At 69.4% G+C, this 21,086-nt stretch carries 21 protein-coding genes and 1 tRNA gene; 10 read left to right on the top strand and 12 right to left on the bottom strand.

What is annotated here, in order from left to right:
• Positions 1-136 precede the first annotated feature (136 nt).
• Positions 137-535 (top strand): ATP-binding protein, encoded by a 399-nt coding sequence (locus IG04_RS0110030; protein WP_245816434.1) that lies wholly within the window; start codon positions 137-139, stop codon positions 533-535.
• Positions 532-1,332 carry a SigB/SigF/SigG family RNA polymerase sigma factor gene (locus tag IG04_RS0110025; RefSeq protein ID WP_030476295.1) on the top strand — a complete coding sequence of 267 codons (801 nt, stop codon included), beginning with the start codon at positions 532-534 and terminating at the stop codon, positions 1,330-1,332. Before IG04_RS0110030 ends, IG04_RS0110025 begins: the two co-directional genes overlap by 4 nt.
• Here the strand turns inward: IG04_RS0110025 and IG04_RS0110020 are convergent.
• The 7 genes from IG04_RS0110020 to IG04_RS0109990 form a co-directional block, all read right to left on the bottom strand.
• Positions 1,305-1,622 carry a WhiB family transcriptional regulator gene (locus IG04_RS0110020; protein WP_036014250.1) on the bottom strand — a complete coding sequence of 106 codons (318 nt, stop codon included), beginning with the start codon at positions 1,620-1,622 and terminating at the stop codon, positions 1,305-1,307. The genes IG04_RS0110025 and IG04_RS0110020 overlap by 28 nt on opposite strands.
• Positions 1,623-1,694: 72 nt before the next feature.
• A complete protein-coding gene (gene argS / locus IG04_RS0110015; protein ID WP_030476293.1) occupies positions 1,695-3,428 on the bottom strand; it encodes an arginine--tRNA ligase in 1,734 nt (577 codons plus the stop codon).
• Positions 3,429-3,489: 61 nt separating this feature from the next.
• Positions 3,490-4,170 carry a M50 family metallopeptidase gene (locus IG04_RS0110010; RefSeq protein ID WP_051769557.1) on the bottom strand — a complete coding sequence of 227 codons (681 nt, stop codon included), beginning with the start codon at positions 4,168-4,170 and terminating at the stop codon, positions 3,490-3,492.
• 71 nt (positions 4,171-4,241) lie between these two features.
• Positions 4,242-4,889: a DUF4383 domain-containing protein gene (locus tag IG04_RS42435; protein WP_051769454.1), complete on the bottom strand. Its 648-nt coding sequence runs from the start codon at positions 4,887-4,889 to the stop codon at positions 4,242-4,244.
• 69 nt (positions 4,890-4,958) lie between these two features.
• Positions 4,959-5,621, bottom strand: a complete 663-nt coding sequence (locus tag IG04_RS0110000; RefSeq protein WP_051769452.1) for an SAM-dependent methyltransferase — start codon at positions 5,619-5,621, stop codon at positions 4,959-4,961.
• A 119-nt stretch (positions 5,622-5,740) separates the two neighbouring features.
• Positions 5,741-5,812, bottom strand: a tRNA-Glu gene (locus tag IG04_RS0109995).
• Between the two features lie 144 nt (positions 5,813-5,956).
• A complete protein-coding gene (locus IG04_RS0109990) occupies positions 5,957-7,291 on the bottom strand; it encodes a PucR family transcriptional regulator (RefSeq protein ID WP_030476289.1) in 1,335 nt (444 codons plus the stop codon).
• 82 nt (positions 7,292-7,373) lie between these two features.
• Between IG04_RS0109990 and IG04_RS0109985 the strand changes: the two genes are divergently transcribed.
• Genes IG04_RS0109985 through IG04_RS0109965 form a run of 5 tightly spaced genes read left to right on the top strand, consistent with a single transcriptional unit; the run spans position 7,374 to position 13,716 of the window.
• A complete protein-coding gene (locus IG04_RS0109985; protein WP_030476288.1) occupies positions 7,374-8,798 on the top strand; it encodes a sodium:solute symporter family protein in 1,425 nt (474 codons plus the stop codon).
• Positions 8,795-9,733: an agmatinase gene (speB, locus tag IG04_RS0109980; protein WP_030476287.1), complete on the top strand. Its 939-nt coding sequence runs from the start codon at positions 8,795-8,797 to the stop codon at positions 9,731-9,733. The genes IG04_RS0109985 and speB overlap by 4 nt, the downstream gene beginning before the upstream one ends.
• The gene (locus IG04_RS0109975; protein WP_030476286.1) at positions 9,730-11,343 is read left to right on the top strand and encodes a thiamine pyrophosphate-binding protein; all 1,614 of its coding nucleotides are present in this window, start codon (positions 9,730-9,732) and stop codon (positions 11,341-11,343) included. Before speB ends, IG04_RS0109975 begins: the two co-directional genes overlap by 4 nt.
• Positions 11,340-12,737, top strand: a complete 1,398-nt coding sequence (locus IG04_RS0109970; RefSeq protein WP_030476285.1) for an aminobutyraldehyde dehydrogenase — start codon at positions 11,340-11,342, stop codon at positions 12,735-12,737. The genes IG04_RS0109975 and IG04_RS0109970 overlap by 4 nt, the downstream gene beginning before the upstream one ends.
• A gap of 34 nt (positions 12,738-12,771) precedes the next feature.
• A complete protein-coding gene (locus tag IG04_RS0109965; protein ID WP_030476284.1) occupies positions 12,772-13,716 on the top strand; it encodes a zinc-binding dehydrogenase in 945 nt (314 codons plus the stop codon).
• A gap of 40 nt (positions 13,717-13,756) precedes the next feature.
• On the opposite strand, the gene IG04_RS0109960 is transcribed toward IG04_RS0109965, so the two are convergent.
• The 4 genes from IG04_RS0109960 to IG04_RS0109945 all read right to left on the bottom strand — a co-directional run bounded on the left by IG04_RS0109960 (position 13,757) and on the right by IG04_RS0109945 (position 16,684).
• Positions 13,757-14,461 carry an anti-sigma factor family protein gene (locus tag IG04_RS0109960; RefSeq protein WP_030476283.1) on the bottom strand — a complete coding sequence of 235 codons (705 nt, stop codon included), beginning with the start codon at positions 14,459-14,461 and terminating at the stop codon, positions 13,757-13,759.
• Positions 14,458-15,009 carry a sigma-70 family RNA polymerase sigma factor gene (locus tag IG04_RS0109955; RefSeq protein ID WP_030476282.1) on the bottom strand — a complete coding sequence of 184 codons (552 nt, stop codon included), beginning with the start codon at positions 15,007-15,009 and terminating at the stop codon, positions 14,458-14,460. The genes IG04_RS0109960 and IG04_RS0109955 overlap by 4 nt, the downstream gene beginning before the upstream one ends.
• Before the next feature lie 123 nt (positions 15,010-15,132).
• Positions 15,133-16,068 carry a DUF1996 domain-containing protein gene (locus tag IG04_RS0109950; protein WP_245816433.1) on the bottom strand — a complete coding sequence of 312 codons (936 nt, stop codon included), beginning with the start codon at positions 16,066-16,068 and terminating at the stop codon, positions 15,133-15,135.
• A gap of 106 nt (positions 16,069-16,174) precedes the next feature.
• Positions 16,175-16,684, bottom strand: a complete 510-nt coding sequence (locus tag IG04_RS0109945) for an anti-sigma factor (RefSeq protein WP_144065515.1) — start codon at positions 16,682-16,684, stop codon at positions 16,175-16,177.
• Between the two features lie 191 nt (positions 16,685-16,875).
• On the opposite strand from IG04_RS0109945, the gene IG04_RS0109940 reads away from it, so the two are divergent.
• Genes IG04_RS0109940 through araD form a run of 3 tightly spaced genes read left to right on the top strand, consistent with a single transcriptional unit; the run spans position 16,876 to position 20,115 of the window.
• Positions 16,876-17,520 (top strand): GntR family transcriptional regulator, encoded by a 645-nt coding sequence (locus tag IG04_RS0109940; RefSeq protein WP_030476279.1) that lies wholly within the window; start codon positions 16,876-16,878, stop codon positions 17,518-17,520.
• A complete protein-coding gene (locus IG04_RS0109935; RefSeq protein ID WP_030476278.1) occupies positions 17,507-18,412 on the top strand; it encodes a dihydrodipicolinate synthase family protein in 906 nt (301 codons plus the stop codon). The genes IG04_RS0109940 and IG04_RS0109935 overlap by 14 nt, the downstream gene beginning before the upstream one ends.
• Positions 18,409-20,115 (top strand): L-arabinonate dehydratase, encoded by a 1,707-nt coding sequence (araD, locus tag IG04_RS0109930; RefSeq protein ID WP_211257727.1) that lies wholly within the window; start codon positions 18,409-18,411, stop codon positions 20,113-20,115. Before IG04_RS0109935 ends, araD begins: the two co-directional genes overlap by 4 nt.
• A gap of 3 nt (positions 20,116-20,118) precedes the next feature.
• Here araD and IG04_RS0109925 read toward each other — a convergent pair whose 3' ends face one another.
• A complete protein-coding gene (locus IG04_RS0109925) occupies positions 20,119-21,000 on the bottom strand; it encodes an alpha/beta hydrolase family protein (RefSeq protein WP_030476276.1) in 882 nt (293 codons plus the stop codon).
• Positions 21,001-21,086 lie beyond the last annotated feature (86 nt).

The raw sequence follows: 21,086 nt of genomic DNA, 5'->3' as shown, positions 1-21,086 counted from the left end.
AGCACAGCGCTCCTCCGGTCGATTGCCTTCAGCAGGTGACTTCCCTGAGCGCCCAGTCAGTACACGTGTGAAATGAGATCGATTCGGGTACGGCAACGACATGCCGTCCCCCAGCAGAACGGACTACGAGGTGGCTGTGACTCAACTGTCAGGCGTCGAGCTCCGGATGGCGGCGGATCCCACTCAGCTTTCCATCGTGCGTGCGGTCGCGGCGGACATCGCGATGCGGCAGGACTTCGACCTCGACTCGATCGAGGACCTGAAGCTCGCCGTGGACGAGACCTGTTCCACGCTGATCACGCTGGCGGCGCAGGACGCCGTGCTCAGCTGCCACTTCGCGGTGGACGACAAGGGTGCCGTCCACGTCGCGGCGAAGATCTCCGCGAAGTCCGCGGCCGGGCCCGACGAGGCCAGCTTCGGCTGGCGGGTGCTGACCGCGCTCGTCGACTCCGTGCAGACGCGAGTCGAGGAGGTCGAAGGGTTCCTGGTCCATATCAACCTCGTGAAGTCCACGGCAGGGGCGGTGGATGCGTGACCGGATCGGAAGAGGCGACCAGGACCGAGGAGAAGAAGAAGACGCGGTCGGGTGATTACGACCACCTGGCGCCGTTGTTCGCCGAGCTCTCGGGAACCCCTGAAGGCCCGGCGCGCGAGACGTTGCGGGACAGGCTCGTCACCGAGCACCTCCCGGTCGCCCAGCACATCGCCCGCAGATTCGGCCACCGCGGCGAACCGCACGAGGACCTGGTGCAGGTCGCGACGGTCGGTCTGATCAACGCGGTCGACAGGTTCGACCCCGAACGCGGCAGCGACTTCCTGTCGTTCGCGGTGCCGACGATCATGGGTGAGGTCCGGAAGTACTTCCGCGACTCCAGCTGGTCGGTGCGGATGCCGAGGCGGCTCAAGGAGCTGCACCTGGCGATCAACGCGGGTACCTCGCGGCTGGCCCAGTCACTCGGTCGTGCCCCGACGCCGTCGGAACTGGCCGAGCACCTCGGCCTGTCGCGCGAGGAGATCCACGAAGGACTCGCGGCCGGAAACGCTTACCAGAGCGCGTCCCTGGACGACATGCTGATGTCGGAGGACTCGTCGATCTCGCTGGGCTCGACCATCGGCGAGGAAGACCCTGAGATCGCGATGATCGAGCAACGCGAGGCACTGCACCCGTTGCTGGAGAAGTTGCCGGAGCGCGAACGCAAGATCGTGGTCATGCGCTTCTTCGGCAACATGACCCAGACCCAGATCGCACAGAAGGTCGGCATCTCCCAGATGCACGTCTCGCGCCTGCTCGCGAAGACGTTGCGTCAGCTGCGGGACGTGCTGGAGGAGTAGGCACGAACACGGCGCCGGGCCGCGTTGACGATCTGGCGCCGTTCGTCCTCCCCCATCCCACCCCACACGCCGTACGGCTCCTGGGCCTCGAGCGCGTGGGCACGGCATCGTTCGAGCACCGGGCAGTTCCCGCAGATCGCCTTCGCCTTGTCCTCACGGGCCGCTCGCGCGTAGCCGCGCTCGTTGTCGGGGTGGAAGAAGATCGCACTGTTCTCACCGCGGCACAGGCCGTCCATCTGCCAGTCCCAGACCTCGGTGACCGGCTTGGGCAGACGGGTGGTGCAGGTCATCGCGACTCCCTGGGAACTAGGGGAAAGAGTTGCGATCACTGCGTACCCGTGGCCTGACCAGGGATAAACCTGTTACAGCCGTTCGGGTGCGCCGATCCCCAGCAGCGACAGGCCCAGCGTGAGCACCCGTGACGTCAGCGTGAGCAGGTGCAGGCGCGAATCCTGCAACTCCTGGGTCTCCGCCGTCAGCACCGGGCAGTGGTTGTAGAAGGTGGAGAGCGCCGTCGCCGTCTCGAACAGGTAGGTCGTGAGCTTGTGCGGCGCGAGCTCGTCGATGGCCGCCTGGATGGCTGTGGGCAGCTGCAGCAGCTTCAACGCGAGGTCTCGCTCGGCCTGCTCCCGCAGCACCAGCGGCGCGTCCTGGGGCGCCTCACGGCCGACCTTGCGGATGATCGACAGGATGCGCGCGTTCGCGTACTGGATGTACACCGACGTGTCGCCGGTCTTGGCGAGCATCTTCTCCCAGGTGAAGACGTAGTCCTTCTCCCGGTCGTTGGAGAGGTCCGCGTACTTCACCGCGCCGAGTCCGAGCGTGCGGGCGAGAGCGTCCTTCTCCGCACCCTCCACATCGGAGGATTCCGGCATCACCTGGTAGGAGTTCTCGACGGCCTCGGTGAGGAGGTCGATCAGCTTGATCGTGCCGCCTGCCCGCGTCCGGATCGTCTTGCCGTCGGCCCCGAGGATCGTGCCGAACCCGGTGTGCACGGCGGTGTGCGCGTCGTCGAGCCACCCGGCCTGCTTCGAGGTGGCGAAGATCATCTGGAAGTGCTGGGCCTGCGGCGTGCCGACGACGTAGATCAGGTCGTCGACCTTGCGCTCCCGCACCCAGTACCGCACGGTCGCGAAGTCGGTGGTGGCGTAGCCGTAGCCGCCGTCGCTCTTGCGCACGATCAGCGGCAGCCGGTCGCCCTCACGGTTGGTGAACCCCGGCGGGAACACGCACAGCGCGCCGTCGCTGGTCTCGATGAGACCCTTCTGCTGCAACTCGGTGATGGTGTCCGCGAGGTACGGGTTGTAGAAGCTCTCGCCGTAGTTGTCGCCGGCCGTCAGGCCGATGCCGAGCAGTTCGTAGACCTGGTTGAAGTGCCGCTGCGACTCGCCCACCAGCTCGTGCCACAGCGCCAGCGTCGCCTCGTCGCCGCCCTGCAGCAGCACCACCCGGCGCCGCGCGCGGTCGGCGAAACCCGGCTCGTTGTCGAACTTCTGGCGCGCCTGCTGGTAGAACGCGTTGAGGTCGCTGATCTCGTGGTCGGCGCCGTGGCCCTCGTCGGTCAGGTGCTCGATGAGCATGCCGAACGGGGTGCCCCAGTCACCGAGGTGGTTGTGCGGGATGACCTCGTGCCCGGCGAAGGTCAGCAGCCGGCAGAACGCGTCGCCGATGATCGTCGACCGCAGGTGCCCGACGTGCATCTCCTTGGCCACGTTGGGGCTGCTGTAGTCGATCGCGATCCGCCGGGGCTCCTCGGTCTCGGGCACCCCGAGGCGGTCGTCGGAGAGCAGCTTCGCGGCCTCGGCCTCCAGCCACTCGCGGCGCAGCCTCAGGTTGATGAAGCCGGGGCCGGCAATCTCCGGCGTCTCGATCGCGTCCCCGGCGTCCAGGTGCTCCACGATGAGGGAGGCGACCTCGCGCGGGGTCCTGCCGACCTTCTTCGCGAGGCTCATCGCGACGTTGCACTGGTAGTCGGCACCGTCTCGGTTGGACGGTCGGATCAGCGCTTCCCCGGCGGTGATGTCCACGTCCAGGGCGACGCGCAACGCCCGCGCGACCCGCTGGCCCAGTTCGAGCCCGACATCCCCACGCAGCACTGAACCCACCTCTCGACCGCCGGCTTGTTCCCCCGAGTATTTCACCCGCGGCAAAGCGCGTTCACCACCGCCCGAGCAACAACGCCCCGCCACCGACGAGCGCGGCGACGCTGATCGCCCCGAAGAACGTCACCCAGCCCAGTGCCGGCACCCCGGTCAGCCACGCGAGCTGGTCGGCGTCCGACCGGGGGGCCTGCCGCCGCCACCGCTTGACCTGCAGCTCCCACACGGGCCGGACCCCGCCCAGCAACAGGAACCAGGCGAACACGTAGGCGGCCGCGTCCCGGACCTCGACGGAGGCATAGAACGAGACGAAGAAGAACACCCCGCCCGTGACGATGATGGACAGCACGCCGAACACGTTGCGGATCATGATGAGCATCGCGGCGAGGAACGCGATGCTGATCCACAGCATCAGCTGGATCTGCTCGTTGGTGATCAGCACGGCCGCGCCGAACCCGAGCAGGGACGGCGCGACGTACCCGGCCACCGCGGTCAGCACCATGCCCGGCCCGCGGGGCTTGCCGCGCGACACGGTGAGCCCGGACGTGTCGGAGTGCAGTTTGATCCCGCTCAGCCGCCGTCCGGTCAGCACGGCCAGCAGGGCGTGCCCGCCCTCGTGGGCGATGGTGATGACGTTGCGGGTGACCCGCCAGATCCCGTGCAACGCGACGGCCAGGAACGCGGCGGCCGCCGTCCCCCACGTGATCAGCACTTCGTCGGTCAGCAACTCGGAAGGCATCGCGACATCGAAACAGACGCGCCGTGAGAGCCGCATGTGGGCCTCTCACGGCGCGTCTGTTTCGGACCAGGTCAGTGCTTGATCCTGTTCTTGTTCATCCGCTCCGTCTTGGGATCGACCACCGCCTGCTCGTGGGTGATCGGTTCCTCGCGCCGCTGCGCGGCCGGGATGGGCTTGGTGATCGGCGAGGTGCTGACCGTCGGGTCCATCTGCTCGATGCGCGGCGACCCGTCCCGCTCATCGCGGAACGCCTCCGAGCGGGGCTCCGGCAGCACCGGCTCCTCGTCCTCGACCAGCTTGCGGCGCGCGGGCATGACCGCGAGCAGCAGACCGAACAGCGCGATGCCGAGATGCAGCCAGTTGTCGTTGACGTTGACCGCCAACGGGTTGCCGAACCGCTCGGCCGGGTTCTGAGCGAGGATCCCCGTGATCATCAGGTCCCACACGAAGAGCGCTCCGAAGCCGGCGAACAGCAGCCAGCCGTACAGCCGCGCGAGGCCAGAACCGAGAGCCGTGAGCAGACCGAGCACGCCGACGGCCACGATCACCAGGTTGTGCAACGGGTTCACCGAGAACCCGAGCACGAACGAGTTGGCTGCCCAGTCGCCGATCCCGGTGCGGGTGAAGCCCACGATGCCGAACACGATGAACGCGATGCCGGCCAGTCCGGCCAGCACCTGCACCGGCTGAAGGCCGGCGATCTTGATGCGGTGGGTCATGACGCCCTCCAGGCTCCGTCTTGTCGCTCGGCGGACTACCCCGGGCACACATTGACCAAACGCCTGGAACTAGTTGTGCCCCTTGCGGCCGATGCCCGCGTATGCGCCCGGCACCACGGCCGGCGCCTCGATCGTCAGGCCCTCCATGAGCTGCTCCACCGGCGTCGGGTGCGACACCACGAGGAACCCGCCGGCCGGCAGTGCGTGCCGGTAGCGGCGCACGACGCGGCCCGGTCCGGTGGCGTCGTCGACGTACCTCAGGACGTCGACCATCAGGACCGCGTACGGCTCGCGCAGGTCGAAATGGGACAGCACGCCGGGATGCCGCAGCACCTGGTCCGGGCGGCGCAGGTCCGCCTCGATCGCGCACGCCCGCGGTTCGCCGCGCAGCAGTCCACGGGAGAACGCGACCGTCACCGGGTCCGTGTCCACGTAGACGACCCTGGCGTCGGGCAGCGTCTGGTGCGTGGCGCCGCATGTCGGGATGCCCGAGCCGAGGTCGAGGAACTGGCGCACGCCCGCCGCCCAGCAGTGGCGGACGGCGTGGCGCAGGAACGTTCGCTGAGCCCGTGTCACGAGCGGCAGTTCCGGGTCGATCCGGACCGCCTGCTTGGCGAACGCACGGTCTGCGGCGTAGTTGTGCGCGCCGCCGAGGTAGAAGTCATGGATACGCGCGGCGTTCGGCCGACGTACGTCGACCTCGTAGCGTGCGAAGGCGGGGACCGCAGCCATTCGCAGAGCGTAACTGGCGCCTAGACCATTCGGGCGAAGTTTCCGAAGATTCTTTGGGTCCGTCTGACATGGACTCTCTCGCGGGAGGGCCCGGTCCACCCCACGAAGACCGGGCCACGTAGCGCGTACGGGGATCGAACCCGTGTTTCCGGATTGAGAATCCGACGTCCTGACCACTGGACGAACACGCCTGAAACGAGCATTGATACACAAATGCTCGCCAAAATAGAAGAAAGTGAACTAGCAGGTCACAGCTTGGAGGGCGCCCCGGCCCATTCATCTGCTCGGATCATGTGAACAATGATGACCGAGAGCGCACACCCGCCGCAAAGGAATTAATCGAGCCACGTCAGAGCAAGCCACAGGGCGGCCCGCGCGTCGGCCGTTCCAAGATCACGATCGAGCAGCCGTTCGACGTGCGAGATCCGGTGCCGGACGCTGTTGCGGTGCACGCCGAGCACCGTCGCGGCCCGGTCCCAGCCGCCGTGCTGGGCGAGCCAGACCCTCAGCGTGCCGATCAGTTCGGGGCGCCCGAGGAGCGGTGCCAGCTGACGGCGGGCGAACTCCCTGGCCGCGACCGGGTCCACCAGGGAGGCCAGGTCGGCCGCCGGGTAGGCGGGCTCGCCGGTGGCCAGGGCCCTGGCGAGCAACGCCGAGGCCTCGTCCACGGCGCGCTCCACACCGGTCTCCGCGACCGGCGACGAGACCCCGACCGGTCCCGACACCTCCACCCCCGAAGCCACCAGCGCCAGGAAACCGCCGTCCAGCACGGAAACCAGCGGCCCGTACCGCTGTGCCAGCACGTCGTAGTCGGCGCGCGACTCCCCCGCCACCACACGGTAGGGGCCGGGACCGAGGACCTTCTCCACCCCGGACACCTGCGACCGCAGCACGGCCGAGGCAGCGAGCCGGGCGACCTGGCCGCGTTCGCTCTCCAGGTCCCGGCGCAACAGCCCGAGCAACGCGAGCGCCACCGCGACGACAGCCCGTTCGGCAGGCGACAGCGGTGTCACCCGCCGCACGACCAGCACGGCGGACTCGACGGGATCGAACGTCACGTGGTCCTCACCCACCTGGGCCGAGGCCGAACGGGGTCCCCGGCCGGAGGACACCCGCGCGGCGAGCGAGGCGACGTCCTCGGGCGCCGATGCCGGATCCACCAGGTCGGCCCGGCAGTTCAGCACCACGGCGAGGGTCGTCAGCACCGACTCGACGGGACGGACGCGGGTCGCGGCACGGGTCAGCACGCGCTGGCTGTCGGCGAGCATCCGCTGCTCCCGCACGGCGATCTCCGCGAGCAACGCGCCGAGTGCCTGCGAGACCGCCAGGAACGGCGTCGACGGCGGCACCTCCAGCAGCGGCATCCCCTGCGCCTCACAGGCCTCCACCAGCGACGACGGCACCGTCGGGAACTCCGGCTCGATACCGAAGCCGATCGCCGAGACGCCGGAGGACACCAGCCCGGCGACGTACGCGGGCACGTCGGACGGGAACCGCACGCCGGCCGTGAGCAGCAGCTCCTCGCCGACCAGGTACGGCGTCGGGTCCTCCAGTTCGGACACGTGCGCCCAGCGGACCGGCCGGTGCAGCGCGCCGGCTCCACACAGGACGGTCAGCCCGAGGTCGACTCGGGCCACGAGATCCTTCAGCGGGACGGTCTGCACAACCATAAGCACAGGATTGTGCACAACGACCACTTACCGGCGCCAGCCCGCGTTCCTACTGTGACCTGCAACCCAAGGAGGTCCGACAGTGGCTCTCGACTACGCGGTGATCGCCGCCTACGTGCTCGGCATGATCGGCATGGGCTGGTGGGGCATGCGCCGCGCCACCAGCAAGAGCGAGTACCTGGTCGCCGGACGCAGGCTCGGCTTCACGATGTACTCCGGCACCATGTCGGCCGTCGTGCTCGGCGGAGCGTCGACCATCGGTGGTGTCGGGCTCGGCTACAAGTACGGCGTCTCCGGCGCCTGGATGGTCTTCGCGATCGGGCTCGGCATCCTGTTGCTCAGCGCGCTCTTCGCGCGCCGGATCGTCCGGTTGAAGGTCTACACCGTCTCCCAGATGCTCGACCTCCGCTACGGCGGCAACTCCAGCATGGTCTCCGGCCTGGTGATGGCGGCGTACACGCTGATGCTCACCGTCACGTCCACGATCGCGTACTCCACCATCTTCAACGTCCTCTTCGGACTGCCGAAGTCCGTCGGCGTGATCATCGGTGGCGGCATCGTGGTGCTGTACAGCGTTCTCGGCGGCATGTGGTCGATCACGCTCACCGACATCGTGCAGTTCGTCGTGAAGACGGTCGGCATCCTGTTCCTGCTGCTGCCGATCAGCCTCGCCACCGCGGGCGGCTTCGACGGCATCCAGGCGCGGCTGGGCGACCCGGCGATGTTCGAGGTCGGCAACATCGGCGTCAGCACGATCATCACGTACCTGCTGATCTACGTGTTCGGCCTGCTGATCGGCCAGGACATCTGGCAGCGCGTGTTCACCGCCAAGTCGCCGGAGGTCGCGACGTGGGGCGGCATCACGTCCGGCCTCTACTGCCTCGTCTACGCGGTCGCGGGCGCGTTGATCGGCCTCGCGGGCAAGGCGCTGTACCCCGACATCGCGAACAAGGACGAGGCGTTCGCGACGATCGTGGAGAACCTGCTGCCCACCGGTGTGCGCGGACTCGTGCTCGCCGCCGCGCTGGCCGCGATGATGTCGACCTCGTCCGGTGCCCTCATCGCCTGCGCCACGGTGGCGTCCAACGACATCTGGCGCAGGAAGACCGATTCCGACGTCCACAACAACCGGATGTTCACGCTCGTGATCGGTGTCGTCGCGATCGCCATCGCGGTGGCGCTCAACGACGTCGTGGCCGCGCTGACCGTCGCCTACAACATCCTCGTCGGCGGGCTGCTGGTCGCGATCATCGGCGGTCTGGTGTGGAAGCGCGGCACCCGGCTCGGCGCGATGGCGTCGATGGCGGTCGGCTCGCTGACGGCGATCGGGTTCATGGTGTTCGTGGACGTGTACGCCAACGAAGCCATCTACTACAGCCTCGGCGCGTCCTTCGTGACGTACGTCGTGGTCAGTCTCGCCACCCCTGCCACGGATCCGGCGGTGCTCGCGACGTGGGACCGCCGGGTGGCCGGTGACGCGACCGAAGAAGAACTGGTGAACGCATGATCGGCCCCGTCGACTCCTCGCGGGTCCCGCGTTACGCGGGCCCGGCGACCTTCGCCCGGCTGCCGCGCCTCGACCAGGTGGCGCACGCGGACGTCGCGGTGGTGGGAGTCCCGTTCGACACCGGCGTCTCGTACCGGCCGGGCGCGCGGTTCGCGCCCGCGGCCGTGCGGGAGGCGTCCCGGCTGCTGCGCCCCTACAACCCCGGCCTCGACGTGTCGCCGTTCGAACGCCTGCAGGTCGTGGACGGCGGGGACATCGCGGTCAACCCGTTCCACATCGGCGAGGCCATCGAGACGATCGAGCAGGCTTCTTCCGATCTGCAGCGTGACGGCACGCGGCTGGTCACCATCGGCGGTGACCACACGATCGCGCTTCCGTTGCTGCGGGCGGTGTCGCGGATCCACGGGCCGGTGGCGCTGCTGCACTTCGACGCGCACCTCGACACGTGGGACACCTACTTCGGCGAGCCGTACACGCACGGGACGCCGTTCCGGCGGGCGGTCGAGGACGGGATCCTCGACACCGAGGCGATCTCGCACGTCGGCACGCGCGGACCGTTGTACGGCAAGAAGGACCTGGAGGACGACCGGCGGCTCGGGTTCGGCATCGTGACGTCGTCGGACGTGATGCGGCGGGGCGTGGACGAAACTGTGGACGCGCTGCGGCAGCGGATCGGGTCGCGCCCGCTGTACGTGTCGATCGACATCGACGTGCTGGACCCGGCGCACGCCCCCGGCACCGGAACGCCCGAGGCGGGCGGGATGACGTCGCGCGAGCTGCTGGAGATCGTGCGCGGGTTGCGCGGGCTGAATTTGGTGGGCGCCGACGTCGTGGAGGTGGCGCCCGCCTACGACCACGCGGACATCACCTCTGTGGCAGCCTCGCACGTAGCTTATGACCTGGTGGGCCTGTTGGCGTTGAAGGAGGGGCAGTGACTCGCAACGGCGGTGACGTCGTGGTCGAAACGCTGGAGGCGCTCGGCGCGCACACGGTGTTCGGCATCCCCGGTCAGCACGCCCTGGGCCTGTTCGACGCCCTGCGCCGGTCCGAACTGCGGTACGTGGGTTCGCGGACCGAGGTCAACGCCGCGTTCGCCGCCGACGGTCACGCGCGGATCACCGGTTCGGTGACGCCGCTGCTGGTGTCGACCGGGCCCGGCGCGCTGCAAACCCTTGCCGGGCTGCAGGAATCGGCCGCCGGGTCGGCGCCGGTGCTGGGCATCTCGTCCCAGATCCCCTCGGCCGGCCTCGGTGGCGTGCGGGGCGGGTACCTGCACGAGCTGACCGATCAGCTGGCCTCGTTCCGCGACGTGGTCAAGCACGCGCGGGTCGTCCGGCACGCGTCCCAGATCCCGTCGGCGCTGGCCGAGGCGTGGGAGATCGCGCTGACCGCGCCGTTCGGGCCGGTGTGGGTGGAGATCCCGCAGGACGTGCTGCTCGGGCCCGCCTCCGTGCCGCCCGTGACGTCGGTGGCCTGGTCGCCGCGCGAACTGCACCCGCGGGCCGAACTGGTCGAGGAGGCCGTGCGGCTGCTGAACGGCGCCGACCGGCCGGTGATCCTGGCCGGTGGCGGCGCGATCGGTGCGTCGGCCGAACTGCTGGAGCTGGCGGAGAAGCTGCGGGCGCCGGTCGTGTCGACGTTCGGCGGCAAGGGCAACTTCCCCTGGGAGCACCCGCTTTCCGCGCAGTCGTGGCTGGAGGACTGGCACACCACGGAGTTCCTCGCCGACGCGGACGTGCTGCTCGTCGTCGGATCGGGGCTGGGTGAGCTGTCGAGCAACTACCGGACGTTCCGGCCGCGCGGCGCCGTGGTCCAGATCGAGGCCGACCTCGGCAAGCTGGAGTCGAACTACCCCGCGCTCGGCATCCACGCCGACGCCCGGCATGCCTTGCGGGCGTTGGCTTCCGGCGTGACGGCCCGCGCGGTGGACGGTGCCGCGGAGCAACGGGTGCTGGGGCTGCTGGCGAGCGTGCGGGAACGGTTCTCGGAGCAGGAGCTCGACCTGGAGTGGCAGGTGCTCGCCGCGCTGCGGGCGGCGGTTCCGGACGGCACGCCGACCTGCTGGGACATGACGATCCTGGCGTACTGGGCCTGGTCGGCCTGGGATCCGCGGGGTGGCGCGCAGTTCTCCGCCCAGGGCTCCGGCGGGCTCGGCTACGGCTTCCCGGCCGCGCTCGGGGTCGCGGCGGCCGTCGACGGGCCGGTGCTCGCGGTGTCCGGTGACGGCGGCGCGATGTACGGGATCTCGGAGCTCGCGACGGCCGCGCAGCACGGGTCGCGGGTCGTGTGGCTGATCGTCGACGACGGCGGCTACGGCATCCTGCGCGAGTACATGACCGACGCGTTCGGCCAGGCCACCGCCACCGAACTGGCCCGCCCGGACTTCGTGGCACTCGCCGGGGCGTTCGGGGTGCCCGCCACCCTCAGCACACCCGAGTCGCTGCGCGAGGACCTCGCCAAGGCGTTCGCCGGGGACGGCCCGCACGTGGTCGTGCTGCCCGCGGTGTTGCGCATGTTCGCCCCCACGCACCTGGAGCACACGTGATCGTCGCGAACTTCGTCAACGGCACCTCCGCCGCCGCTGAAGAGACCTCACCGCTCATCGATCCCGCCACGGGCGAGGAGTTCGGCCGCGCGGTCGTCTCCCGGGCCGCCGAGGTCGACGCGGCGGTGCGTGCCGCCGAGGCGGCCTTCCCCGCCTGGTCGCGCACCACGCCCGGCGAACGTCAGCTGGCGTTGCTGAAGCTCGCCGACCTCCTCGAAGCGAACGCCGAGGCCGTCGCCGGTGCGGAGGTCCGCGAGACCGGCAAGATCCGCTCGGTCCTGCTGGACGAGGAGATCCCGCAGTGCGTGGACCAGATCCGGTTCTTCGCCGGTGCGGCAAGGGCTTTGGGCACCGCCGCCGCGGGTGAGTACGTGCCCGGCCACACCTCGTACCAGCGGCGTGAGGCGGTCGGCGTGATCGCGCAGATCACGCCGTGGAACTACCCGCTGATGATGGCCGTGTGGAAGATCGCCCCGGCCCTGGCGGCGGGCAACACGGTGGTGTTGAAGCCGGCCGACACCACGCCGTCGTCCGCCGTGCTGCTGGCCACACTCGCCGCTTCCGTTCTCCCGGCGGGCGTGTTCAACGTCGTGCTGGGCGACCGCGACACCGGCCGGCTGCTCGTCGAGCACCCCGTGCCCGCCATGGTGTCGCTGACCGGTTCCACCCGGGCCGGCGTCGAGGTGGCCCGTAGCGCCGCGGCGACGGTGAAGCGCACGCACCTCGAACTCGGCGGCAACGCGCCGGTCCTGGTGTTCGACGACGTGGACGTCGTCGCCGCAGCGGAAGGCGTTGTGGGCGCGGCGTTCTACAACGCGGGCCAGGACTGCACGGCCGCGTCACGCGTGCTGGTGCACTCGGCCGTGCACGACGAGTTCGTTGCCGCACTGGTGAAAGCCGCATCGTCGCAGGTTCCCGGCAGCGACTTCGGGCCGTTGAACAGCCAGGCCCAGCTGGACCGCGTGCTCGGCCTGCTGTCCCGCACGTCCGGCACCGTCCATTGTGGAGGGAAGCGGCACGGCTCCGAGGGCTTCTTCCTGGAGCCCACCGTCGTGTCCGGCCTCGCGCAGGACGACGAACTGGTCCAGGAGGAGGCGTTCGCGCCGCTGATCACCGTGCAGACCTTCGGTTCCGATGACGAGGCGATCGCTCTGGCCAACGGGGTTCCGCAAGGACTCGCGTCCTCGGTGTGGACCCGCGACACGGGCCGGGCCGCGGCACTGACCGCACGGCTCGACTTCGGCATCGTCTGGGTCAACACGCACGGCCTCGTCGCGGCCGAGATGCCGCACGGCGGGTTCGGCGCCTCGGGTTACGGCAAGGACCTGTCGATGCACGGACTCGAGGACTACACGCGCGTCAAGCATGTGATGATCGCGCACTCCGGCTGTTGACCTCCAGTTAAGTCGAGCTCCTAGCGTCGGCGGCATGTTCGCGATTCGGCAGTACGAGTTCGGCCCGGCGGAGAACCTGCGCTTCGAGGAGGTTCCCGACCCGGAACCGGCGAGCGGTCAGGTGCGGATCACAGTTGCCGCGGCCGGGGTGCACCTGGTCGACACCACGATCCGCAAGGGCGGCTTCGGGCCCGTCGACTTCCCGATGACGCCGGGGCGTGAGGTCGCCGGGGTCGTCACGTCGCTCGGGGACGGGGTCGAGGCCGAGTGGCTGGGGCGGCGGGTCGTCGCGCACCTCGGCCAGGCGAACGGCGGCTATGCCGAACTCGCGGTCGCCGGCGTCAGCGCGTTGCACGGCCTGCCCGACGACGTGTCGTTCGAGGTCGCCGTCGCCATGATCGGCACCGGGCGGACGGTGGTCGGGGTGCTGGACGCCGCGAAGCTCACGAAGGACGACGTGGTGCTGGTGACGTCGGCCGCCGGTGGCATGGGCGCGTTGTTCGTGCAGGAGGCGCGCAACGTCGGGGCCCAGGTCATCGGGCTCGCCAGTGGCGAGAAGCTCGACCTCGTCATGGACAACGGGGCGGACGCCGCCATCGACTACACCCGGCCCGGCTGGGCGGACGGCCTCAAGGACATGACCGTGGTGCTGGACGGCGTCGGCGGTGAGGCGGGGGCCCAGGCGCTGAGGACGCTGGGGCCCGGTGGGCGGCAGATCATCTACGGGTGGGCGTCCGGGACCTCGACCCCGATCAGCACGGAGGCGTTGTTCGCCAACAGTCTCACCGCGACCGTCGCGCTCGGGCCCGGCCTGATGCGGCGCGGGCTGCGGGTGCTGGAGGACGAGGCGATGGCCGGGCTGGCGAGCGGGCGGTTCGTGCCGCTGGTCAACCCGCCGTTCGCGTTGAAGGACGCCGCCCAAGCCCATGAGGCGCTGGAATCCCGTGCCACGGCGGGGAAAGTCGTGCTCAGGCCGTGAGAGGAGTGGCCGCTTCCGACCAGCGGAAGCGGCCACTCGGTCACGCCTGCACCGGCACCTCGACGAACTTCTTGCCCGCGAAGTTCTCGACCACCACGGACTTCACGTCCTTGGGGTCGACCAGCGCGGAACCGTCCAGGTTCGTGCCCTCGGCGGCGCCCTTCTTGGACACCACCCAGGAGCCCGCCTCCTGGCGGCTGCCGTCCTTCGAGACGACGAAGATCCGGCACTTCTCGCCTTCGGGAATGCCGTTGATCGCCATGTTCGTGCGGACCCACCCGGCGGCGGGGACGACCTTCACGGTCATCGACGCCTTGGTCAGCGGGTCGGTGAACGTGGCGAGCCTGGTGCCCGCCGGGTCCGGTGCCACCGTCGGGGTGGGAAGGGCCGTCACATCGGGTGACGTGGCCTTACCGACGAAGACACCGGCACCGAGCACCACCGCGGCCACGACGGCCGCCGCGGCACCGAGCGCGAACTGACGACGCCGTGCGACGCCGCCCCGTTCGGAACGCACCTGGCGCAGGGTGCGCTGCAACAACAGATCGGCGCCCTCGGGCGGCCCGTCCAGCATGGCCTCCGGCGGCACCTCGCCGAGGAAGGCCTCCATGTCGCGGAGCTCGCCGAGTTCACGTGCGCAGTCGGGGCAGGACGCCAGGTGCTCGTCCATCTCACGCACCTCCTGCTCGTCCAGTGCCCCGAGAACGTAGGCACCGAGCAGTTGCGGGTCGTGTCGCGTGGTCATCCGGCCACCCCCTTCAGTGCGACCTTCTGACCGCCGAAGGTCTCCCTCAAGGCTCGCAACGCGTAATACGATCTCGATTTCACTGTGCCAGGTGGCACCCCGAGCGCCGCCGCCGCCTCCGTCACGCTCCGGCCGCGGAAGTAGATCTCCATCAGCACGTCGCGGTGGTCGGAGGACAGCCTGTCGAGCGCTTCGAGTACCACGACCGAGTCGACGACCTGGTCAGCGTGGTCGCGCTCGATCGGTGGCGTCGCCGGAGACTCCGCCACCTCCTGAGGACGCGCGGCCTTCGCACGAACCCTGTCGGTGACGATGTTGCGCGCCACCGTCAGCAGCCAGCCACGCACCGATCCCTTGCCGTTCACGAGGGCGTCGGGATGGCGCCAAGCTCGGACCAGGGTCTCCTGGACCACGTCCTCGGCAGCCGCCCGATCGCCGGTGAGCCGCGTCGCGTACGCCAGCAGCGCACGGCCGTGCTCCTCGTAGAGCGATCGGATCAGTGCCTCGTCGGCCGCGGCCTCCCGTTTGCGGGAGAACAAAGCCGCCATCCACCCACTCCTCCCCGCCCGCGAACACCTCTGCGGGCGTCCTGTTCAAGACCTCAGCCGACACACGAGCGACAGAGAGCTTCGGTTCAACGGCTTTTCAACGAAAAATTGGAATGCCGGATGTTAGCGGGAACGGTTGAGATGTCCGACCAACTCGGCCATCTGCTGCTCCGGCATTGCGTTGACGTACATCGCGTGGTCCGTCGCCGGGTCGCGCAGCTCCTCCTCGAAGCTGTCGATCGCGAACGGGCGACCTGCGGGGATGTCGTAGCCCACGGTGACGTGCACGCGTGGGATCGGAAACGTCTTGGCCGGGCACATGCCGCCGGCCAGCGGGAACACCACGTGCGTGCGGTGCGAGGCGCTGTCGGTGTTGTTGCCGTCCCAGCAGCTGCCGAAGTCGTAGCTGCGCAACGTGGTCGCGTTTCCACACAACGGGTACTTCGTCGTGTAGCGGTCCGGCCGGTCCGAGCAGCCCCACCGGGCGCGCGTGTTCGGGCCGTAGTCGTTGGAGAACGCCGACGGATCACCGGTGATCAGGCGCAGGAACCGGGGCATCGGCAGGACGTTGCTCACCGGGCTGCCGTCGTACCGGATCTCCACGCTCTTCGGCCGGAGCACCTCACCGGTGTTGCCGTGCAGGCCGCCGCCGTCCGCGTGCTCGTCGTGCCCGACGCCGTCGGTCAGGCGCAGCACGGGCCAGTAGTAGGTCGAGAGGTCGTCGTTCTCGCACGTGGTGGTCGCGGCCGCGAGCGACTCGTCGGTCGACTTGGCGTCCGCCGACCTGTTGCCGACGTACTCGTGCGTGTGGTGAGCGCCGAACGGGATGCCGGGTGAGACGACGGGGTTGTCCGCGTTGAGGTGGCGGTCCTCGTTCGCACCGCACCGGATGACGACGCTCGGCGTCTTCGGGCCGGTGAGCACCTGGTCGAGCTCGCTGACGTACTGGTCGGCGGACAGCGCACCGTTGGACGTGCCGCACAGCAGCACCGCGGAGCCCGTGACGACGAGGAGCGCGACCACCGCGACCGCGAAGGTCACCGGTTTGTTCCGGGCCACGTCCACAGCCTGCCAATCCGTCCGCGCGAACAGAAGCGCGCCGTCTCAGCAGGACTGGCCGGCACGTCCGGGCACGACGATAACCCGGCGCGCCGGGAGTCCCGCGTCAGTGGGCGGTCACCAGCGGCCGGCGATCGTGGTCGACCACGCTGACTCCGGCCACGTCCCCTGCCCGCACCATCGCGGACCCGGCCAGGGTCACCTCACCGGCGTGCGCCCTCCATGAGCCGGCGGTGAACGTTCGCCCGTCCCTCGTGTGCACGACCAGCCAGCAGGCTTCCCCGTCCTGCATGCCGTCGACCGTCGCGACCAGCTTCAAGCCACCTTCGGTGTCGGTGACCTGGACGGCCATCCGCGCACCCGACGACGAGGTCCCCTGCAGGAGCGCGTCGACGTTCTCGGTGCCACCGACCCCCATTCCCTGACCCAGCCAGACGCCCCCGGCGAGCACTCCGGCGACGACAAGGGTCGACGACAGTGCCGTGATGCGCCCTCGGCGGCGCACGGCCTGATGTCTCTCTTCACGGACCGTGCCCAGCGTGCGCTGGAGCAGGTGGTCCAGGTCCGGCGGAGGCCCGTCGATCGCGGCCTCCGGTGGCAGTTCTTCCATCAGCATGTCGTTCTCGTTCAACTCGTCGGTGCCCAGGACGTTCGAATTTCTTCTTCTCCAGCCCCGCGTACGGCGGTGACCAACATCTTCAGAACGAGCCTGCGAGGAAGTTGGTTCAACGTGGATACAAGGAGGTTGTACAGCCCACACGAAACGGTTGACCTGGGGCTCTACCAGCTCCTACGCTCTCATATATGATGTATGACCGGCCCGGAGTCGTTCCGGCGTCCCGGACGGACTTCGTTCTGGAATCGATCAAAGAAGCGATTCTTCACGGAAAACTGAAGCCCGGTCAGGCGCTCGTGGAAACCGATCTCGCCGCGACGCTCAACGTCTCGAAGACGCCCGTGCGCGAGGCCCTCAAGACGCTCGCCGGGTCGGGGCTGGTGGTGATGAGCCCGTACAAGGGCGCCACGGTCCGCACGGTCGACGCCGGGATGGCCGCGTCCGTCTACGACGTGCGGATGTTGCTGGAGCCGGAGGCGCTGCGCCGTTCCGTCGAGCTGGGAGCGGACCTCACCGAGGCGAGATCAGCCCTGGAGGAGGTCCCCGGCCTGGCGCGGCGCAGCCTGGCCAACCGCCGCTTCCACCGCGCGCTCTACGCCGGGTGCGGCAACCCGTTGCTGGTCGGGATCCTCGACGGGCTGCGCGACCAGGCCGCGTTGATCACCATCGCCGGCTGGGGCCTCCACCCCACCTGGGACGCCGAGGCCGCCGAGCACCGGGCGATCCTCGTCGCCGCCGAGGAGGGCTTCGGCGACGTCGCGGCCGATCTGTTGCGCCGCCACATCCGGACTTTCGCCGATCGAGTGGTCGAGGAGCTTTCCGATGTCGTTCGATGACCTGTCCGAGCAGCTGGCTTCCGTGGTGGCGATCACCGTCACACCGTTCGGCGCGGACGGCGCGATCGACGAGAAGAGCTACGCCGCGGTCGTGGACCGGATGGTCGAGGGCGGGATCTCGGTCGTGACGCCGAACGGCAACACGAGCGAGTTCTACACGTTGTCCTCCGCCGAGACCGAACGCGCGCTGCGGATCACCGTGGACGTGGCCGGGGATCGTGCGGCGATCGTCGCCGGGGTCGGGCACGACCTGTCGTCCGCCGTGGCCGCCGCCCGGTTCGCGGATCGGGCCGGCGCCCAGGGGATCATGATCCACCAGCCGGTGCACCCGTACGTCTCGCTGGACGGGTGGGTGGACTACCACCGGGCGATCGCCTCGGCGGTGCCCGAGCTGAGCGTGGTGCTGTACGTGCGGAACCCACGTATCGGCGGCGCACAGATCGCGGCGTTGGCGGACGCGTGCCCGAACGTCGTCGGCGTGAAGTACGCGGTGCCGGATCCGGTGCGGTTCGCCTCGGTGGCCCGCGACGCCGGGCTCGAGCGGCTGACGTGGATCGCGGGGCTGGCCGAGCTGTCGGCGCCGGGGTACTTCGCGGTCGGGGCCACCGGGTTCACGTCCGGGCTGGCGAACGTCGCGCCGCAGCTGTCGGTGCAGATGTTCCGGTGCCTGCGGGCCCGCGAGTTCGGTGCGGCGATGGAGTTCTGGGAGTTCGTCCGGAGGTTCGAGGAGCTGCGGGCGGCCGGCGAGTCGGCGAACAACGTGTCCGTCGTGAAGGAAGCCCTGGCACAGCTCGGGTTGTGCCGCCGGGACGTACGGCCGCCTGCCTCGGTGCTGTCGGAGGCCGACCGTTCGGCCGTGGGTGTGCTGTTGAACTCGTGGAGCCTGCTGTGAGGCTTCGCAGCGCGGAGTGGTTCGAGGGCGAGGGGCTGCGGGCGTTCTCGCACAACGCCCGGATGCGTCAGCTCGGCCTGAACCCCGCCGAGCACCTTGGCAAACCGGTCATCGCGATCCTGAACACGTGGAGCGGCATCAACCCGTGCCACATGCACCTGCGCGAACGGGCGCAGCAGGTCGAGCGCGGGGTCTGGGCAGCGGGCGGTTACCCGTTGGAGTTCCCGGTTTCCACCCTGTCGGAGACGTACCAGAAGCCGACTCCGATGCTGTACCGGAACATGCTGTCGATGGAGACCGAGGAGATCCTCCGGTCCTATCCCGTCGACGGCTGCGTGCTGATGGGCGGCTGCGACAAGACCACCCCCGCGTTGCTGATGGGTGCCGCCTCCGCCGGGCTGCCTGCCGTCTTCGTGCCCGCCGGGCCGATGCTGCGGGGCCACTGGCGGGGCGAGAAGCTCGCGTCCGGCACGGACATGTGGCGGTTCTGGGACGAGAAGCGGGCGGGCACGATCTCGTCCGGCGACTGGGCGGAGATCCAGTCCGGACTGGCCCGCTCCCCCGGCACGTGCATGACGATGGGCACGGCCTCGACCATGACGGCCGCCGCGGAGGCGCTGGGGCTGACGCTGCCGGGGGCGTCGTCGATCCCGGCCGTCGACTCGGCGCACCACCGGATGGCGGCCGCGTCGGGCATGCGCGCGGTCGAGATGGTGCGCGAGGGGCTGACGATCGGCGACGTGCTGTCGGCGGAGGCCTACGAGGACGCGATCCGGACCGTGCTGGCGCTGGGCGGCTCCACGAACTCGTACATCCACCTGATCGCAATGGCCGGGCGGTCGCAGATCCCGTTGTCGCTGAACGACTTCGACCGGTTGTCGCGCGAGGTGCCGGTGCTGGCCTCGGTCCAGCCCGCCGGAACGCACCTGATGGAGGACTTCTACTACGCGGGCGGGCTGCGCGGGCTGCTGTCGCGGTTGCGGGACTCGTTGCACCTCCAGCGGATCACGGTGACGGGGCGGACGTTCGGCGAGGACCTCGACGGCGCCGAGGTGTACGACTCCGACGTGATCCGCCCCCTGGACGATCCGATCTCACCCGAGGGCGGGCTGGCCGTGCTGCGGGGCAACCTGGCCCCCGACGGCGCGGTGATCAAGTACGTCGCGGCCGATCCCGCGTTGTGGAGGCACACCGGGCCCGCCGTGGTCTTCCACGGCTACCAGGACTTGCAGGCACGGATCAACTCCCCGTCGCTGGAGGTGACGAGGGATTCGGTGATCGTGCTGGCCGGTGGCGGCCCCAAGGGCGGGCCCGGCATGCCGGAATACGGGATGCTGCCGATCCCGGACAAGCTGCTGCGCGAGGGTGTCCGGGACATGGTGCGCGTGTCGGACGCGCGGATGAGCGGAACTTCTTATGGCGCATGCGTTCTGCACGTGGCACCGGAAGCGCACATCGGCGGTCCGCTGGCACTGGTGCGGGACGGCGACCTCGTGACGCTGGACGTCGAGGCGCGGGTGCTGCGCGTGGAGATCTCCGACGAGGAGATGGCGCGTCGTCGTGACGCGTGGACAACGCCACCGCCGAAGTTCGAACGCGGTTACGGCGCCTTGTACTACGAGCACATCACGCAGGCCGACAAGGGCTGCGACTTCGAGTTCCTGTCACGGCCTGGGCGAAACCCCGAGCCGAACGCGCACTGAGTCCTATTTGGACTCGACGCGGCCTTCGGTGATCCCGGCGGCCTTGATGTCCTGCCAGTCCGTGGTTCCGTGCAGCTGACCGCGCAGGTAGGCCGCGGTGAGCCGCTGCACGGCCGCGACCCGTTCCGGGCTCTCGTCCGTGGTCTCGGCGACGTCGTAACCGGAGATGCCACCGAACCCGTGCTCCGCGCCGAACAGCGTGAGCAGATCCTTCGGGCCGGGCGCGAGGTGGTACGGATCGGCGTGCCAGTCCGGCCCCATGGTGGTCAGGTGCGCGGAGGCGTCCGCGTCGCCGGCGACGACGAGCGCGGGCGTGGTCATCTCGCTGAAGTCCGTGTGCTGCATGAAGGAGTAGTGCTCCTTCACCACGTCGGTGACCACGTCGCCCCGGCCCGTCGAGCCGAGCAGCACGCCCGCCCTGATCCGGTCGTCCCTCAGGCTGACGCCCTCGGTCCTCATGCCCAGCAGCAGGCTCGCGGTGTGGCCGCCCATCGAGTGCCCGGCGACGGCGATCTTCGTGCGGTCCCAGCGGTTCTGCAGTTGCGGCACGGCCTTCTCGATCTCGTCGAGGCGGTCGATGATCTGCGACATGTCCTCGGCGCGGGAACGCCAGAACATCGGCGCGCCAGGGGTGTTCTCCGGCAGCGTCAGGCTTCCGCTGCTCAGGTGCGTTGGCTGCAGGACGACGAAGCCCTGCTCGGCCCAGTGGTTCGCGAGCGGCGCGTAGCCGTTCAGCGAGGACAGGTGGTTCGAGTAGCCCTGCCCGTGCGACAGCAGCAGGATCGGCAGGCCGGTGCCCTCGGTCGGCGCGGAGACCTTCAACTGCAGGTCAACGGGCCTGCCGGGGATTTCGAGCACAACAGGGCTCACCGTGAAGACGGTCATGGGGTTCCCTTCGAGTACAGTCCACTCAAGCGGAGCGACGTTCCGGAACGATACGGAGCACTGTTCCGTTTTGTCAACCGTCCGCT

The sequence above is a fragment of the Lentzea albidocapillata genome, from assembly GCF_000719115.1.
In the GTDB taxonomy this organism is placed as follows: domain Bacteria; phylum Actinomycetota; class Actinomycetes; order Mycobacteriales; family Pseudonocardiaceae; genus Lentzea; species Lentzea albidocapillata.
This window is presented reverse-complemented; position numbering and strand designations above follow the sequence as displayed.

Coding starts and splice junctions, on each gene's coding strand:
- IG04_RS0110020 (WP_036014250.1), bottom strand. CDS start 1,622: ATGACCTGCACCACCCGTCTGCCCAAGCCGGTCACCGAGGTCTGGGAC.
- IG04_RS0110010 (WP_051769557.1), bottom strand. CDS start 4,170: ATGCCTTCCGAGTTGCTGACCGACGAAGTGCTGATCACGTGGGGGACG.
- IG04_RS42435 (WP_051769454.1), bottom strand. CDS start 4,889: ATGACCCACCGCATCAAGATCGCCGGCCTTCAGCCGGTGCAGGTGCTG.
- IG04_RS0110000 (WP_051769452.1), bottom strand. CDS start 5,621: ATGGCTGCGGTCCCCGCCTTCGCACGCTACGAGGTCGACGTACGTCGG.
- IG04_RS0109990 (WP_030476289.1), bottom strand. CDS start 7,291: ATGGTTGTGCAGACCGTCCCGCTGAAGGATCTCGTGGCCCGAGTCGAC.
- speB (WP_030476287.1), top strand. CDS start 8,795: ATGATCGGCCCCGTCGACTCCTCGCGGGTCCCGCGTTACGCGGGCCCG.
- IG04_RS0109965 (WP_030476284.1), top strand. CDS start 12,772: ATGTTCGCGATTCGGCAGTACGAGTTCGGCCCGGCGGAGAACCTGCGC.
- IG04_RS0109960 (WP_030476283.1), bottom strand. CDS start 14,461: ATGACCACGCGACACGACCCGCAACTGCTCGGTGCCTACGTTCTCGGG.
- IG04_RS0109955 (WP_030476282.1), bottom strand. CDS start 15,009: ATGGCGGCTTTGTTCTCCCGCAAACGGGAGGCCGCGGCCGACGAGGCA.
- IG04_RS0109945 (WP_144065515.1), bottom strand. CDS start 16,684: ATGCTGATGGAAGAACTGCCACCGGAGGCCGCGATCGACGGGCCTCCG.
- IG04_RS0109940 (WP_030476279.1), top strand. CDS start 16,876: ATGTATGACCGGCCCGGAGTCGTTCCGGCGTCCCGGACGGACTTCGTT.
- IG04_RS0109935 (WP_030476278.1), top strand. CDS start 17,507: ATGTCGTTCGATGACCTGTCCGAGCAGCTGGCTTCCGTGGTGGCGATC.
- IG04_RS0109925 (WP_030476276.1), bottom strand. CDS start 21,000: ATGACCGTCTTCACGGTGAGCCCTGTTGTGCTCGAAATCCCCGGCAGG.